Genomic DNA, 14,732 nt, shown 5'->3' with positions numbered 1-14,732 from the left:
ATCTCAGTTCTTCGTCGGTGTTCGAAGGCGTGAGCTGACCGCCGTGTTCGAGACGGCGAGCATCGAGACGACCGCGAGCGCGCTCGCGATCTGGATCGCCGGATGGCCGACGGTGCCGAACATCGCGCCGACCGCGAGCGCGGTGTAGAGAACTCGACGAACCGCTCCGAGGGTCCGGTTCCCGTCATACCCTACGGTAGCGACGATCAGCCCGACCGTCCCGGCGAGCACGAGCGGGAATGAAACGAGCGTCTCGGGGAACGACCAGTAGATCAGGCTGTCGTTGGTGACGAACGCGAAGGGGATGACGAAGCCGGGCGCGCCGATTCGCAGCGCCTGCAGACACGAGCGGAGGAAGCTCGTGCCCGCGATCCGCGAGCCGACGGCCACGGAGATCGCTACTGGTGGGGTTATCGCCGACAGCATCGCGAAGTAGAAGACGAACATGTGGGTGGTGATCTCGGCGACGCCCATCTGGATCACGCCGGGGGCGACCAGGATCACGACGAGGATGTACGCGGCGGGCGTGGGCATTCCCAGCCCGAAGAGGATGCTCGCGAGCATCGCCAGCAGGAGGACGACTACCAGACTACTCCCCCCGAGGCCGACGATGAGCGTGCTCACGCGCTGGGCGAGCCCCGTCTGGGTCAGCAGTTCGATGATGACTCCCATCGCCGCGAGCACGCCCACCAGCGGAGCCATCTCGACGCCGCCGCGATACAGCCCGGTCACGGTCTGGCGGACGGTCACGACGGCGGTGTCGGCCGAGGCGCCGTCGACGTAGGCGTTCCTGAGCGCGACGACCCCGACGATCGTGAAGATGGTGTACATCCCGGCCGATAGCGGCGAGTACCGCAGGATCACGAGCGTGTAGAGCAGTACACCCAACGGGATCGCGAAGTGTGCTCCTTCGAGGAGGATCCGCGGGTCGAACGCCTCGGTTCGTTCGGTGGTCCACCCGAACTTCAGTACTGCGAAGTGAACGCCGATCCCAACGCTCAGGTAGAACAGCGCGGCGGGGATCAGCCCCGCCCGGATGACGTCGACGTACGGGACGCCGATGATGTCGGCCATGAGAAAGGCGGCGACGCCCATTACGGGCGGAAGCATCTGTCCGCCCGCCGAGGCGACCGCCTCGATCGCGGCGGCGAAGTCGTCGCGCACGCCCTGGTCCTTGAGCATCGGGATGGTGAAACTCCCCGTCGTGGCGGTGTTTGCGGCCGCACTCCCGGTAATGGAGCCCATGATCATGCTCGCGATCACGGCGACCTGGACGACGCCGGTGTGGAGGCTCGACCCGAGTTCGCGGCCCGCGTCGAGGACGAAGTCCATCAGGCCGTAGGCCTTCGCGATCCCCGCGAACATGATGAAGATCGCGACCCACGTCCCACCGATCCCCATCAGCGTGTCGTGGTACACCCCCGTCAGCCCGATCGCGCCGTCGCGGGCGATCTGCTCCCACGTCATCCCCGTGTGCCGGAGGACGCCGGGCATGTTCGGGCCGACGAGTGAATGAGCGTAGACGATCGCGGCGATCGTGACGCCGGCGATGGCGTTGCCGAACGCCCTGCGGGTGGCGTCGACCGCGAGCGCGATCAGCGCCACGCCGATCAGGAGGTCGTTCGTGGTGTAGCCCACGACGGGCGCGTCGTAGAACAGCCGCTCGAACTCGAGTTCGACGTAGGCGGTCGACCAGAGCGCGAGGCCCGCCAACGCGAGCGCGAAGGGCGGGTCGATTCGACGGACGAGCGAACGGAGTTCGCCCTCCGGTTCGTCGGTTCGACCCCGATACCGTTCGAGGGCGGTGTGGAGATAGAAGAGCGCGATCCCCATACCGACGAAGAGGTTCGAGTACCGGATCCGGATGAAGAACAGCGAGTAGGCGTAGTAGATCGTATAGAGGGTAAAGGTCACCCCGAGCAGGTAGACGCTCGCCCTGAGCGCGGAAAGCGGCGTCAGCCATCGGGGCGCGCTCCGGGTCGACACGGGCTACCCCTCTCCGCGCTGTAGCTCCTCGTTCCAGACGCCGATCTCCTCGTAGAAGTCCGCGGCCGCGGGGTGGAAGGGGACGCCCTCGTAGGCGTTCTGGATCCAGAACGACTCGTCTTCGAGCCGGCTCAACAGGGCGTGGTACTCCGCCAACCCGTCGCGCTCGTCGTACATCGTCTCGAGGAAGCCGTAGACCGCGTCGTAATCGAGGTCGTTCCGACAGACGAAGTTGTACGCGAAGGTGATGCTCCGGACCTCCTCGGGGGCGAAGGCGGCGTCCGCGAGTTCCTCGCCGGGGAACGACTCGACCAGCAGGCGCTCGTCGCCCTCCCACTCGCCGGCGACCCCCTCGGGAACCTCCAGAACTCGGAGGTCGACCGTGCCCATCATCTCCTGGAGCCACCCGGGGACGATCTCGAAGTTCAGGTAGGTGCCGACGCCGACGTCGAGGCGACCCTCGTTCATCGCGCCCGCCTGCTCTCCGTAGTCCTCGCTGACCCGCTCGTACTCCTCGGTGGCGTAGCTCAGCGCGTGTTCGAGCGCCGCGGCCGTTCCGGACCCGCGGGGCGTCGGCGAAACGGTCGTCCCCGCCCCGATGTCGGCGAGCGAACTCAGGTCCTCGTTGCCCGAACAGAAGAACCACGGCAGGTCGTAGTAGTGAAACACCTGATTGAGCGTGAAATCGAGGTCGCCGAACGGCTCGACGCCCTCCCGGATGTCGGCGGTCGTCCAGTTCTGGATGTAGACCATCTCGGCCTCGCCACTTTGAAGCGCGCCGATGTTGGCCTCGGTCCCGGGGCTGGTCTGGGCCTCGACGAACAGGTCGTCGGTGTTCTCGTTTATCGCCGCCGCGATCCCCTGGTTCGCGGCGTAGGCCGCCGTCGTCGAGGTCGACGTCCGCATCCGCAGGGTCGTCTCCCCCTCCGAACCGCCGTTCCCGCCCTCGTCGACCGGTTGTGGGTCGTCGCCGCCGATACAGCCCGCGAGCGCCATCGCCCCCGCTCCGGTCGCCGCGAGAAACGTCCGCCGGTCGATTCGTCCGTGATCGTTCACCATTCGCCCCACGCCCCGTGTGCGCTGTTTCCCGAACCGCTCGGATCGATTACCATTGTTAACACGTACCGCGTAGTCCGTTCCCACTCATCCGTAATAACTATTGAGGATCGTTCGACGGCCGGCGGCCGCTCAGAGCGGTTCGTCGCCCTCGACGATGCGCTCCGCGCGCTGTGCGAGCGCCGGGACGCGCTCGCGCATCTTCGGATACATCGGATCGTCGGAGTTCCCTTCGAGGTACCGCCGGAAGAACATCTCGCCGAGGGCGGCGAGTTTGTAGACCGCGAGCGCGCGGTAAAAGCGCTCGTCCTCGAACTCGATTCCTGACCGTTCCTCGTAGCGTTCGACCAGTTCCCGACGGGTCGGATAGCCCTCTTGCTCCATGAACCGCGCGGTGAGTTCGGGGATCGCGGGTTCGGGGTCCTTCGAGTCGCGCCAGTACGAAAGCATCCAGCCCAAGTCGGCGAGCGGGTCGCCCAGCGTGCTCATCTCCCAGTCGAAGACCGCGACGAGTTCGGGCGGCGTACCGGGCGCGAACATCACGTTGTCGAGTTTGTAGTCGCCGTGAACCAGCGTGTGGGGGTGCGAGTCGGGGCGGTTGGCCTCGAGCCAGTCGCCGACTTCCTCGAGGGTGGGGACCTCGCGTTCCTCGCTCGTGACCTCGGTGGCCCACTCGATCTGGTCGCCCCAGCGCTCGACCTGCCGGTCGGTGTAGCCGGCGGGTCGGCCGAACTCCCCTAACCCTACCCCTTCGAGATCCACCTCGTGGATGGCGACGAGGGAATCGACGAGTTCGTGGCCAACCGCCTCCCTGTGGTCGGCGAACCGTTCGGGTTCGCTCTCGCGCAGGACGTCGCCTTCGACCCGTTCCATGACGTAGAAGTCGCTGCCCATGACGTCGTGGTCCTCGCAGGCGAGCAGCGTGTCCGGAAGCGGAACCTCGGTCCCCTGTAAGGCGTCCATCACCCGGTACTCCCGGAGCACGTCGTGGGCGGTTTCTGCGACCTCGCCCGGCGGCGGGCGGCGGATCACCAGTTCCTGCTCGCCCCACGTCACGAACAGCGTCTCGTTCGAGTGCCCCTCCTGGTGGTGGGACACGGAGTAGCGCTCTACGGAACCGAGTTCGCCCTCGAGGTAGTCGGCGAGCGCCCCCTCGTCGACGAGGCGCTCGAAGTAGGTCTCGCTCGCGTCGGTCATGCGCCCCGATACCGCGTCGCCGTATGAATAGCTATGGGACGGCGTTACCGATCTGTGCTCACCCGGGGGAATGCTTTTACAGTGTATTCTCCATGCCCCCGTATGGAGTACGACGACACGGAGCGTGCGCGCGAGTTCGCCGCCCGGACCCGCGAGTTCCTCGATGAGGAGGTGATTCCCGTCGAACGGGAGGTTCTGGGGAGCGGTCCGGTCTCGGAGGGGCAGGTCGAGGGGCTTCGAGAGGCCGCCCGCGAGCGCGGGCTGTACGCGCCGCACCTCCCCGAAAAATACGGCGGACAGGGCCTGAGCTACCGGGATATGTTACCCGTTTTCGAGGCCGCAGGGAGAAGCCTGCTGGGGCCGGCCGCCCTGAGAGTCGACGCCCCCGACGAGGGCAACATGCACACGCTGGAACTGTTCGGGACCGACGAGCAGAAAGAAGAATGGTTAAAACCGCTCGCCGCCGGGGAGGTTCGTTCAGGATTCTCGATGACCGAACCGATCCAGGGAGGCGGGTCGGACCCGAAGATGCTCAAGACCGAGGCGAGAAAGGAGGGCGACGAGTGGGTGATCGACGGGCACAAGTGGTGGACCACGCAGGGCGCGGAGGCCGACGTGCTGATCGTGATGGCCCGCACGGACCCGGAGGCCCATCCCTACGCCGGTTGTTCGCTGTTTCTCGTCCCGAGCGATACCGATGGTGTGGAGGTCGTCCGAAACATCCCCCACGTCGGCGGCGAGGTCTCGGGCATGAGCCACGCCGAGATCCGCTACAACGGGGTTCGGATCCCCGAGGGGAACCTCCTCGGAGGACTGAACGAGGGCTTTTCCCACGCCCAGCAGCGCCTCGGGCCCGCCCGACTGACCCACTGTATGCGGTATTCGGGGATGGCGGAACGTGCGCTCGACGTCGCCAAGGCCTACGTCAGCGAGCGCGAGGCCTTCGACGGCCCGCTGGCCGAGAAACAGGCGATCCGATTTACGATCGCCGAGGCGGAGACGAACCTCCACGCCGCGCGGACGATGGTGCGCCACGCCGCCCGCGAGATCGATTCGGGCGGCGAGGCCCGCATCCCCGTCTCGATGGCGAAGGTGTTCGCCGCGAACACGGTGCAGGAGGTGATCGACGACTGCCTCCAACTCTGTGGCGCGAACGGCATCGGCAAGGACCTCCCCCTCGCCGATTTCTACGAGAACGCCCGCCAGTTCCGGCTGGTCGACGGGGCCGACGAGGTCCACAAGCGCGTGATCGCCCGGGAGGCGCTCTCCGAGGTCCGCCCGGAGGAAATCGAGTCGATCACCCGATACGGAGGGTAGGCGTACTCGATTGGGACGAACGCTTATTAACGATGGACGAAAAATCGATCATCGTACTACCAATGGTAACGACAATTCACGGCGGATCGGGGCGATGAGCGGACGGTTCGGCGTCGACGGGCAGGTGGCGATCGTCACGGGGGCCTCGAGCGGGATCGGCCGGTCCATCGCGGAGCGATTCGCCGACGAGGGCGCGCGGGTCGTCGTCTGCTCGCGCGAGCAGGACAACGTCGATCCGGTCGCCGAGGACGTTCGAGAGTCGGGCGGCGATGCGCTGGCCGTCGAGTGCGACGTGACGGATCGGGGGGCCGTCGAGGCGCTGGTCGAGGCGACGGTCGAGGAGTACGGGGGCGTGGACTGTCTCGTCAACAACGCGGGCGCGAGCTTCATGGCCGGTTTCGACGACATCTCGGAGAACGGGTGGCGAACCATCGTGGACATCAACCTGCACGGGACCTACCACTGCACGCAGGCCGCCGGCGAGCACCTGAAAGACGGCGGCGGTACGGTGATCAATCTCGCGTCGGTCGCCGGCCAGCGCGGGTCGCCGTACATGAGCCACTACGGCGCGGCGAAGGCGGGGATCATCAACCTCACGACGACGCTTTCGGCGGAGTGGGCCGGCGAGGGCGTCAGGGTCAACTGCATCGCGCCGGGGTTCGTCGCCACGCCCGGCGTCGAGAGCCAGATGGGGGTCTCCGCGGAGCGAATCGAGCGCGGAGAGGTCGAACGCCGGATCGGCCTCCCCGAGGAGATCGCCGACGTCGCGCAGTTCCTCGCCAGCCCCGCCTCCTCGTACGTCGTCGGCGAGACGATTACCGCCGGCGGGGTGCCCCGCGTCGAGGAGACGCCGGAGGTCTGACAGGGTCGTTCGTACCTGTAGCCGGCCGCAGCAGAGATGCGTTTCGCGGGGCGACGCGGACGACGGAGTCTCGATGCCGGTAGCGAAGTACGAACGACTCTCTGACGTTCGCTCTCAGTCGAGATCCGCGTCGGTCGGCAACCGGACGACCGACAGCCAGTACCGTTCCGTCGAGAGGATCGTCTGGATGAACTCGCCCGGATCGACCGGCTTCGTCAGATAGGCGTTCGCGGCGAGTTCGTACGAGCGAATCACGTCCTCCTGTGCGCTCGATCCCGTGAGGATTATCACCGGAACGTCCTTGCACTCGGGGTCTGCGCGCAGTTCCTCGAGCACCTCGTCGCCGTTCTTGCGCGGGAGATTGAGGTCGAGCAGGACGAAATCGGGCCGCGGCGCGTCGGCGTACTCGCCCCGCTGGAAGAGGAAATCCAGCGCCTCGACCCCGTCGGTGACGACGTGAAGCGTGTTCGCGATCTGGCCCTCCTTGAACGCCTCCTGGGTGAGTTTGACGTCGCCGGGGTTGTCCTCGACGAGCAGGATGTCCACCGGATCGAACGCGTAGTCACTCATCCCCGTCGCCTCCCTCGACGGCGGGCAGCGTGAACGAAAACGCCGACCCCTCGCCGGGTTCGGACTCCACCCAGATCTCGCCGCCGTGGCGTTCGACGATCTGCTCACAGAGCGCGAGGCCGATCCCCGACCCGTCGTGGCCCCCGTCCGTGGGGACCCGCTGGAACAGGTCGAAGATCGAGTCGGCGTCCAGCGGGTCGATCCCGATCCCCTCGTCGCGGACGGTGACGGTCCACATCTCGTCTTTGTCGGTCCGTTCGGCCGAGACGTCGATGCGTGGGGGCCCCTCGCCGCTGTAGTGGATTGCGTTCGACAGCAGGTTCTGGACCACCTGGTGGAGCTGGTCCGCCTGGCCCATGACCTCGGGGAGCGGGTGGGCCGTGATCTCGGCGTCGGTTTCTTGGATCTGCATGCGGAGGTCGCTTCGAACGTCCGCGAGGACGGCGTCGAGGTCGACCGGTTCGAGGGGGTCGTCGTTCGAGGCGACGCGGGAGTACCTGAGGAGACCGTCGACCATCGCGCTCATGCGGTCGGCGCTGTCGACGGCGATCTCGAGGTACTCCTTTCCCTCGTCGTCGAGGTCGTTCTCGCAGCGGCGTTCGAGGAGGCGGAGGTAGCTCGAGACCATCCGGAGGGGTTCTTGGAGGTCGTGGGAGGCGGCGTAGGCGAACTGTTCGAGGCGCTGGTTCGACGTGCGGAGTCGCTCGACCGTGGTGTCGAGGCGCTCCCGCGTGCGCTTGAGTTCCTTGGCCCGTGCGTTGTGGATGCCCGCCCCGTAGCCCGCGACGCTGCTGAGCGCCGTGAGCATGGGGACGGCCCGGCCCGGGTTGGAGATGCTGGTGGCGGGCTGGACGTGATAGAGCGCGAGGATGACGACCATCAGCCCGAATCCGCTCAGACACCAGATAGCGATGGTCGGGTAGAACTCGGGAGCGATGTCCGACCCCCTCAGTCGATACCCGCCGTAGAGGAGTATGAACCCCGGAACGGCCACCAACGCGAGCTCTACCGGGGTAGTCCCGAACGGCGTGCCCGTATCGGCCAGTACGTATGGCGCTACGGCGACGAGGAGGTATATCTGACCGAGAAGAATGATGACACCCCTCCCCAGCACGACGGATGCGGCGCGAACCATTCGGTTTTAATTTCTATAGCACTATAATAAATATTATTATATTTATCATCCGTTTCGCATGACGGCTCGTAGCGATCCCGCCTCGGTGGTTCCGAGACCCGTCGGGCGCTCGGGGGCGGTCCCACGCGTGGTTAGCGTTCCGTTTCCGTCACCCAGTCCAACAGCGGGTCGAGTCGCCCTCGAACGTCCTTCCCGTCGTCGGTCAGTTCGTACTCGACCCGTGGCGGGATCTCGTCGTACTGGGTTCGGACGAGCAGGCCGGTCTCCCGCAACTCCTTCAGTCGTGTGGAGACCGTCGACGCGCTCGCGCTCGGGAGCCGCCGTTCGATCTCGGCGAACCGAACCGGTCCGTGGGCGTCGACGATGCTGAGGACGCCCATCGCGTACTTCCCACTGAGGGTGTCGAGCACGCTCGCGAGCGGACAGTAGCAGGTCCCGTCGGCGTCACACGTCGTGGGGGTCGAATCGGCCATAACTTTATCGTCTCCAAGTTACTCTACTCCCTTCGACTCGCCGGCTTAAGTCCCTTCTCGCCGAACGGGAGGACATGCCGGAATCGACCGCACCGTGTCCGGAGTGTGGCCACGACGCCCGACGGATCCCGACCGAAACGGTCCGCAACATGGTCGAACCGTTCGAGAATCAGACGATCGAGGACGACGCCCAGTACCGGATCTGTAAAACGCAGGACTGCCCGGTCGTCTACTTCGCCGACGAACTCGACCAGCGTTTCGAAACCGACGCCATCCGCGAGCGTCCGAACTTCAAGCTGGAATCCGACGCCGATCCGTACCCGTTGTGTTACTGTTTCGGCTACGACAAGTCCCACGTCCGCGAGGACGTCGCCGAGAACGGCGAGACGAACATCGCGGAGTGGATCACCGAGCGCGTGCAGAGCGAGGAGTGTGCCTGTCGCTGGAAGAGCCCGCTCGGCGGGTGCTGTCTGGCGAACGTTCGGGAGGCGATCGACGAGGCGAAGACGGAGGCCGCCGACTGATGAGCGACGGATACGATCTGCTCGTTCTCGGCGGCGGCATGGCCGGCCTCCCGGTCGCGATGAAGTGCGCCTACTCGGGGATGGAGGTCGCGCTCGTCGAGGAGGACCTGCTGGGCGGGACGTGCCTCAACCGCGGCTGCATTCCGACGAAGACGATGCTCCGCAGCGCCGAGGTCGCGAACCTCGCCCGTCGAAGCGAGGAGTTCGGGATCGACGTCGACGGGCCCATCGAAGCCGACCTGGAGGCCATCGTCCGGCGCAAGGACGCCATCGTCGAGAGCATCCGAGAGGGTGCCTACGAGAACGTCGAGGACAACGAGAACCTCACGCTCGTCGAGGGCCGCGGCGTCTTCGAGTCGGCCCACGAACTCCGGATCGGCGACCGGACGCTCGCCGTCGACCGGGTCGTCATCAACACGGGCGCCTGCCCCGCGAGACCGCCGATCGACGGCCTCGACGAGATCGAGGTGCTCGACAGCACCGACATGCTGGAACTCGACGTGGTGCCCGACTCGCTGGTCGTGATCGGCGGCGGCTACGTCGGCTGTGAGTACGCCCAGATGTACGGCCGGTTCGGCGCTGACGTGACCGTCTTCCAGCGCGGCGAGCGACTCCTCCCGCGGGAGGAGCCGGCCGTGAGCGAGGTGATCGAGGACGTCTTCGCCGACGAGGGGATCGACGTTCGCACCGAAACGCCCGTCACGAGCCTCGCGTCCGACGGCGACGTCGTCATCCGGGCCGACGGGCCCGACGGGACCGTCGAGACGACGGCCGCCGAGGTCCTGTTGGCCGCGGGACGCACGCCCAACACCGACGGGATCGGCCTCGAGGAGGCGGGCGTCGCCCTCGACGAGCGCGGATTCGTCGAGACCGCCGACGGGTTCGAGACGACCGCCGACGGCGTCTACGCGATCGGGGACGTGAGCGGCCCGCCGATGTTCACCCATTCGGCCCGCGACGACGCCGACCTGCTGTATCGCCACCTCGCGAAGGGCGAGGAGGTCAGCACCGAGGGCCGGGTCGTCCCGTGGGCGGTGTTCACCGACCCGCAGGTGGGTCACGTCGGCCTGACCGAGCGGGAGGCCCGCGAGGCGGGCCACGAGGTCGGGATCGGTCGACAGGACCTCGCCGAACAGGGCAAACCGAAGGCGCTCGGCGAGACCGAGGGGTTCGTGAAGCTGGTGACGGACGCCGAGACCGACGAACTGCTCGGCGCGCACGTCGTCGGCGAGCAGGGCGCGGAGATCGTCCACGAACTCGTACTCGCGATCGAACTCGGCGCGACGGCCGCCGACGTCGCGAACACGATGCACGTCCATCCGACCCTGCCCGAGAGCATCAACTCGGCGGCGGGCGGCGTCCACCGGCCGTCGTAACCCGCCTACGCGATCGAGTAACCGCCGTCGAGGACGAGGCCGTGACCGGTGACGTAACTCGCCTCGTCGCTGGCGAGATACGCGATGGCGTCGGCGACCTCCTCCGGGCGACCGAGGCGTTTCAGTGGGTACTGGGCCTCCATTCGCGCTCTGGCCTTCTCGGGATCGTCCCGCCCCTCGAAGAACGCCTCGCCCAACGCGGTCTCGATGAAGCCCGGACAGACCGCGTTCGCGCGCACCCCGTAGGGGCCCGCTTCGACGGCCACGGTCCGCGTGAAGTTCACCACCGCGCCCTTCGTAAGCGAGTAGGCGGCCTGTTTGGGGAGGCCGATCAGTCCGGCGAGCGAAGCCACATTGACGATCACACCCGATTCCTGCGCTTTCATGATTGGAAGCGCCGCCCGACAGCCGTTCCAGACGCCCTTGCAGTTGACGTCGATCACCCGGTCCAGCGTCGAGCGGTCGGTCTCCTCGACGGCCGCCGTCTCGTGGCCGATCCCGGCGTTGTTCACGAGGGCGTCGAGGCCTCGTTCGGCCGCGACCTCCTCTACACACTCCTCGAACCCGCCGGCGTCGGTCACGTCCAGTTCCCGGAACTCGCTGTTCCCGCCCTCGTTTTCGAGCAGGGCGAGCGTCTCCTCGCCGCCCTCGCCGTCGACGTCGGTGACGACGCCGTCGCTCGCCAGTCGCTTCGCGGTCGCCCGACCGATTCCCGCGGCCGCCCCCGTCACCAGTGCCGTCCGGCCTTCGAACCGTCTTCCAGCCATGATTACCAACCCCCACGGAACTCGAACGGATAAATACCGTCGTTGTCGAAAACCGAACGTATAGAAACAGTGCTAATTCCCGTCGGTGGAGTTAAGGCGGTCGTGCCCGGACCCGAACCCATGACCGTCGAGGAGATAGAGCGCGTCGCGGTGCTCGGCGCGGGCAACATGGGCCACGGGATCGCGGAGGTCGTCGCGCTTTCGGGCTACGACGTGACGATGCGCGACGTCGAACGGGAGTTCGTCGAGGACGGGTACAGTTCGATCGAGTGGAGCCTCGAGAAGCTCGCCGAGAAGGACCTCATCGACGAGGATCCAGAAGGAGTGCTCTCACGGATCGAGATCGAAGTGGACCTCGAAGCCGCCGTCGCCGGGGCCGACCTCGTCATCGAGGCCGCTCCCGAACGGATGGACCTCAAAAAGGAGATCTTCGCGGAGCTCGACGAGTACACCGACGACGCGATCCTCGCGACGAACACCTCCTCGCTGTCGATCACCGAGATCGCGGGCGCGACCGACCGGCCCGAGCGGGTCTGTGGGACGCACTTCTTCAACCCGCCGGTGAAGATGGACCTCGTCGAGGTCGTTTACGGGGCCGAGACGAGCGACGAGACCGCGGAAACCGCCTCCGCGTTCGTCGAGTCGCTCGGCAAGACGCCGATCCACGTCGAAAAGGACGTCAACGGCTTCGTCGTCAACAGCGTGTTGGGGCCGTTCGGCGACGAGGCCGGCTGGATGGTCTCGGAGGGGCTCTACGGGATTCGGGAGGTCGACGCCGCGATGGTCTTTCGGAGGAACTACCCGATGGGACCGTTCGAACTCGGCGATCTGACCGGGATCGACGTCGGCTATCACGTCCGCACGGAGGCGGGCAAGGAGGTCCCGCCCATCGTGGAGGAGAAGGTCGAGGCCGAGGAACTCGGTCGGAAGACCGGCAAGGGATACTACGACTACGAATCGGGCGAGGGAGCCGACTACGAACGCGATCAGGGCGAGGGCGTCGACACCGTGCGGATCGAGGCGAGGATGATCAACGAGGCCGCGAAACTGATCGGCGACGAGGTCGCGACCCCCGAGGCGATCGACACCGGGCTCAGACTCGGGGCAGGCTTTCCCGAGGGGCCCTGCCGTCGGGCCGACGAACTCGGGCTGGATCGGGTGCTCGAAAAGCTCGAAACCCTGTACGAGGAGTCAGGGGCCGCCCGCTACGAACCCGTCGACTACCTCCGCGAGTTGGTCGCATCGGGCAGGACCGGGAAGGACGCGGGCGCGGGCTTCTACGAGTACGGCGACGAGCACGACTACGTCACCATCAGCACCACGCTGGAGGGGGGACTGCTCGAAATCACCCTCGACCGGCCCGAGCGGCTCAACGCGCTGAGCCGGGAGATGGCCGACGAGATCGTCCACGCGCTCGAAGACGCGGATCTAGACGCGGTTCGAGCCGTGACCTTCGAGGGGGCGGGCGACCGGGCGTTCTGTGCCGGGGCGGACATCACCGGCTTTTCGGGGATCGAACCCCACGAGAAGGAGGTCACGCCCGTCCACCGCGTGGTCGCGGAGTTCCCCCGGCCCACGCTCGCGAAGATCGAGGGCTACTGTTTAGGCGGTGGGTTCGAACTCGCGCTGGCCTGCGATCTCCGGATCGCCACGGACGGCTCGACGTTCGGCTTCCCTGAGATCGACCTCGGGCTGATTCCGGGCGGCGGCGGAACCCAGCGCGCGATCCGAATGCTCCCCGATGCCCGGGCGAAGGAACTGGTCTTCCGCGGGAACCACATCGACGCCGAGCGTGCGGCCGAGTGGGGGCTGATCAACCGCGCCGTTTCGGAGGGCGAGTTCGAGACGACAGTCGAGGAGTTCGTCTCGGATCTCGTCGAGGGCCCGCCGATCGCCCTGCGGAAGGCCAAACGGGTGATGAACCGGGGGCGCGATGGGGACATGGAGGCAGGTCTGGAGATGGAGTCCCAGGCGTTCGGGATCCTGCTCGGTACCGAGGACGTCGCCGAGGGCACCGCGGCCTTCTCGGAGAACCGCGAACCCGAGTTCCGGGGGGAGTGATGACGAGCGAACTCGATACCGACGGGCTCCAGTCGTTCATCACCGAGCATGGGTATCTCTCGTGGCTCGGAGTGGAACTCGACGCCGTCGAGCGGGGACGCGTCCGCATGAGCGTTCCCGGAAGCGAGGACCTTCGCAACCCCGGGTCCGGCGGGTCGATCCACGGCGGGATCGCGGCCACGCTGATCGACACCGCGAGCGGCTTCGCCCTCCGGACCACCTTCGAGGACCCCGCGAACGCCCGCCTCGCGACGACCGACCTCGACGTGTCCTACCTGCGTCCGGCGACCGGCGATCTGGTCGTCGAGGCCGAGGTGCTCCGGGCGGGCGGTCGGACGGGTGTCACAGACGTGGCGGTCGAGAGCGATACCGAGACCGTCGCCGTCGGGCGAATCACCTACCGGCTGTTTCGAGAGTCGTGACCCGCTTCGCCGAGATCGAGGTCGGCGACGTCCTCGAAACGGCGAGTCGGACGATCACAGAGGCCGACCTCGTGAACTTCGCCGGCGTGAGTGGCGACTTCAACGGCCTGCACACCGACGCCGAGCGGATGGGCGAGTTGGAATTCGGCGAGCGGATCGCACACGGCGCGCTGGTCTTCTCCGTCGCTACCGGCCTCCTCTGGCAGGCCCGCGATCGCCCCTCGCACGTCGTCGCCTTCTACGGGGTCGACCACCTCCGGTTCGTCGCGCCCGTGTTCGTCGGCGATACGATCGCCGTCCGGAGCGAGGTCGTGGGGAAGGAGCCACGGGAGCACCCGACAGCGAACGGGACCGTTCGCTACGACACGACCGTCTCGAACCAGCACGGCGAGATGGTGCTGTCGTGCGAGGTCCTGTCGCTCGTCACCTGATCACTCGCCGTGTTTCGAGAGGTCGTTCAGCAGTTCGGGGTCGGTGCGGAACTTCAGCACGTTGTGGATCACGGAGTTGCGGATGTTCTCGATCACCGCGCCGTGTTCCTTGTAGAACTCGTGTATCCAGCGCGATTCCGACCGGCGATCGGGGAACATCATCACGGACTTCCACTGATACTCGCCGTCCGAGAGGAAATAGAAGAGGGTGTGCTGGTCGTCGCGGATGTACTCCATCGCGTCGCGCCACCCCTCCTCGAAGTTCTCGGGGTTGAACTTGAACTCGAAGAGGCCGAAGATGAAGTACTCCTCGTTGGGGACGATCGCCTCGCGGAAGACGCCCTCCTCGCGCATCTTGCGGATCGACTCGCTGACGGTCACGTGCGAGACGTCGATCCCGTACTCTTCATCGAGGATTTCGGTGAGTTTGCGCGAGGAGATCTGCGGGTTCGCCGAGAGTTCTCTGAGAATGACGATGTCGCGCTCCTTGAACTCCCAATCCGGGGGGCTCTCTGACATGAATGCGGCTTTCTCGCCTCGAATACTGGTCCTTTC

At 66.5% G+C, this 14,732-nt stretch carries 15 protein-coding genes; 7 read left to right on the top strand and 8 right to left on the bottom strand.

Annotated elements, in window-relative coordinates; genetic code table 11:
* Positions 1–3 precede the first annotated feature (3 nt).
* The 3 genes from QRT08_RS06310 to QRT08_RS06300 form a co-directional block, all read right to left on the bottom strand.
* Positions 4–1,986, bottom strand: coding sequence for a TRAP transporter permease (locus tag QRT08_RS06310; RefSeq protein WP_286045085.1), 1,983 nt, complete (start codon positions 1,984–1,986; stop codon positions 4–6).
* 3 nt (positions 1,987–1,989) lie between these two features.
* Positions 1,990–3,045 (bottom strand): TAXI family TRAP transporter solute-binding subunit, encoded by a 1,056-nt coding sequence (locus QRT08_RS06305; RefSeq protein WP_286045084.1) that lies wholly within the window; start codon positions 3,043–3,045, stop codon positions 1,990–1,992.
* Between the two features lie 129 nt (positions 3,046–3,174).
* Entirely contained in the window at positions 3,175–4,239 is a 1,065-nt protein-coding gene (locus QRT08_RS06300; protein ID WP_286045083.1) for a phosphotransferase family protein, read from the bottom strand.
* Between the two features lie 102 nt (positions 4,240–4,341).
* On the opposite strand from QRT08_RS06300, the gene QRT08_RS06295 reads away from it, so the two are divergent.
* Both QRT08_RS06295 and QRT08_RS06290 read left to right on the top strand, forming a co-directional pair.
* Positions 4,342–5,556 carry an acyl-CoA dehydrogenase family protein gene (locus QRT08_RS06295; protein WP_286045082.1) on the top strand — a complete coding sequence of 405 codons (1,215 nt, stop codon included), beginning with the start codon at positions 4,342–4,344 and terminating at the stop codon, positions 5,554–5,556.
* 94 nt (positions 5,557–5,650) lie between these two features.
* Complete coding sequence (locus tag QRT08_RS06290) at positions 5,651–6,418, top strand: SDR family NAD(P)-dependent oxidoreductase (protein ID WP_286045081.1); 768 nt, start codon at positions 5,651–5,653, stop codon at positions 6,416–6,418.
* Between the two features lie 114 nt (positions 6,419–6,532).
* Here the strand turns inward: QRT08_RS06290 and QRT08_RS06285 are convergent, their stop codons facing one another.
* From QRT08_RS06285 to QRT08_RS06275, 3 genes are all read right to left on the bottom strand, one after another.
* A complete protein-coding gene (locus QRT08_RS06285; protein WP_286045080.1) occupies positions 6,533–6,988 on the bottom strand; it encodes a response regulator in 456 nt (151 codons plus the stop codon).
* A complete protein-coding gene (locus tag QRT08_RS06280; protein ID WP_286045079.1) occupies positions 6,981–8,123 on the bottom strand; it encodes an ATP-binding protein in 1,143 nt (380 codons plus the stop codon). Before QRT08_RS06280 ends, QRT08_RS06285 begins: the two co-directional genes overlap by 8 nt.
* 131 nt (positions 8,124–8,254) lie before the next feature.
* A complete protein-coding gene (locus QRT08_RS06275; protein ID WP_286045078.1) occupies positions 8,255–8,596 on the bottom strand; it encodes a winged helix-turn-helix transcriptional regulator in 342 nt (113 codons plus the stop codon).
* A 74-nt stretch (positions 8,597–8,670) separates the two neighbouring features.
* On the opposite strand from QRT08_RS06275, the gene QRT08_RS06270 reads away from it, so the two are divergent.
* Together QRT08_RS06270 and lpdA are read left to right on the top strand one after the other, a co-directional pair.
* Positions 8,671–9,120: a putative iron-sulfur cluster-binding metallochaperone gene (locus QRT08_RS06270; protein WP_286045077.1), complete on the top strand. Its 450-nt coding sequence runs from the start codon at positions 8,671–8,673 to the stop codon at positions 9,118–9,120.
* A complete protein-coding gene (gene lpdA / locus QRT08_RS06265) occupies positions 9,120–10,496 on the top strand; it encodes a dihydrolipoyl dehydrogenase (protein WP_286045076.1) in 1,377 nt (458 codons plus the stop codon). The genes QRT08_RS06270 and lpdA overlap by 1 nt, the downstream gene beginning before the upstream one ends.
* A 5-nt stretch (positions 10,497–10,501) precedes the next feature.
* Here the strand turns inward: lpdA and QRT08_RS06260 are convergent, their stop codons facing one another.
* On the bottom strand, positions 10,502–11,263 hold the full coding sequence (locus tag QRT08_RS06260) for an SDR family NAD(P)-dependent oxidoreductase (protein ID WP_286045075.1): 762 nt from the start codon (positions 11,261–11,263) through the stop codon (positions 10,502–10,504).
* A gap of 120 nt (positions 11,264–11,383) precedes the next feature.
* Here QRT08_RS06260 and QRT08_RS06255 point away from each other — a divergent pair, with 120 nt between their 5' ends.
* From QRT08_RS06255 to QRT08_RS06245, 3 genes are read left to right on the top strand one after another with little or no spacing between them, the layout of a single operon-like run.
* Positions 11,384–13,324: a 3-hydroxyacyl-CoA dehydrogenase/enoyl-CoA hydratase family protein gene (locus tag QRT08_RS06255; protein ID WP_286045074.1), complete on the top strand. Its 1,941-nt coding sequence runs from the start codon at positions 11,384–11,386 to the stop codon at positions 13,322–13,324.
* Positions 13,324–13,746 carry a PaaI family thioesterase gene (locus QRT08_RS06250; RefSeq protein WP_286045073.1) on the top strand — a complete coding sequence of 141 codons (423 nt, stop codon included), beginning with the start codon at positions 13,324–13,326 and terminating at the stop codon, positions 13,744–13,746. Before QRT08_RS06255 ends, QRT08_RS06250 begins: the two co-directional genes overlap by 1 nt.
* Positions 13,743–14,177, top strand: coding sequence for a MaoC/PaaZ C-terminal domain-containing protein (locus tag QRT08_RS06245; RefSeq protein ID WP_286045072.1), 435 nt, complete (start codon positions 13,743–13,745; stop codon positions 14,175–14,177). The genes QRT08_RS06250 and QRT08_RS06245 overlap by 4 nt, the downstream gene beginning before the upstream one ends.
* On the opposite strand, the gene QRT08_RS06240 is transcribed toward QRT08_RS06245, so the two are convergent.
* A complete protein-coding gene (locus QRT08_RS06240) occupies positions 14,178–14,696 on the bottom strand; it encodes a winged helix-turn-helix domain-containing protein (protein ID WP_286045071.1) in 519 nt (172 codons plus the stop codon).
* Positions 14,697–14,732 lie beyond the last annotated feature (36 nt).

The sequence above is a fragment of the Halalkalicoccus sp. NIPERK01 genome, assembly GCF_030287405.1.
Lineage (GTDB): Archaea > Halobacteriota > Halobacteria > Halobacteriales > Halalkalicoccaceae > Halalkalicoccus.
Note: the sequence above shows the minus strand (reverse complement) of the source record. Positions and strands in the feature narration are given on the sequence as shown.

Excerpts from the sequence above, each read along its gene's own strand:
- QRT08_RS06300 (WP_286045083.1), bottom strand. The coding sequence starts at position 4,239 with ATGACCGACGCGAGCGAGACCTACTTCGAGCGCCTCGTCGACGAGGGG.
- QRT08_RS06260 (WP_286045075.1), bottom strand. The coding sequence starts at position 11,263 with ATGGCTGGAAGACGGTTCGAAGGCCGGACGGCACTGGTGACGGGGGCG.
- QRT08_RS06275 (WP_286045078.1), bottom strand. The coding sequence starts at position 8,596 with ATGGCCGATTCGACCCCCACGACGTGTGACGCCGACGGGACCTGCTAC.
- QRT08_RS06290 (WP_286045081.1), top strand. The coding sequence starts at position 5,651 with ATGAGCGGACGGTTCGGCGTCGACGGGCAGGTGGCGATCGTCACGGGG.
- QRT08_RS06240 (WP_286045071.1), bottom strand. The coding sequence starts at position 14,696 with ATGTCAGAGAGCCCCCCGGATTGGGAGTTCAAGGAGCGCGACATCGTC.
- QRT08_RS06305 (WP_286045084.1), bottom strand. The coding sequence starts at position 3,045 with ATGGTGAACGATCACGGACGAATCGACCGGCGGACGTTTCTCGCGGCG.
- QRT08_RS06295 (WP_286045082.1), top strand. The coding sequence starts at position 4,342 with ATGGAGTACGACGACACGGAGCGTGCGCGCGAGTTCGCCGCCCGGACC.
- QRT08_RS06255 (WP_286045074.1), top strand. The coding sequence starts at position 11,384 with ATGACCGTCGAGGAGATAGAGCGCGTCGCGGTGCTCGGCGCGGGCAAC.
- QRT08_RS06270 (WP_286045077.1), top strand. The coding sequence starts at position 8,671 with ATGCCGGAATCGACCGCACCGTGTCCGGAGTGTGGCCACGACGCCCGA.
- QRT08_RS06280 (WP_286045079.1), bottom strand. The coding sequence starts at position 8,123 with ATGGTTCGCGCCGCATCCGTCGTGCTGGGGAGGGGTGTCATCATTCTT.
- QRT08_RS06285 (WP_286045080.1), bottom strand. The coding sequence starts at position 6,988 with ATGAGTGACTACGCGTTCGATCCGGTGGACATCCTGCTCGTCGAGGAC.
- QRT08_RS06250 (WP_286045073.1), top strand. The coding sequence starts at position 13,324 with ATGACGAGCGAACTCGATACCGACGGGCTCCAGTCGTTCATCACCGAG.
- lpdA (WP_286045076.1), top strand. The coding sequence starts at position 9,120 with ATGAGCGACGGATACGATCTGCTCGTTCTCGGCGGCGGCATGGCCGGC.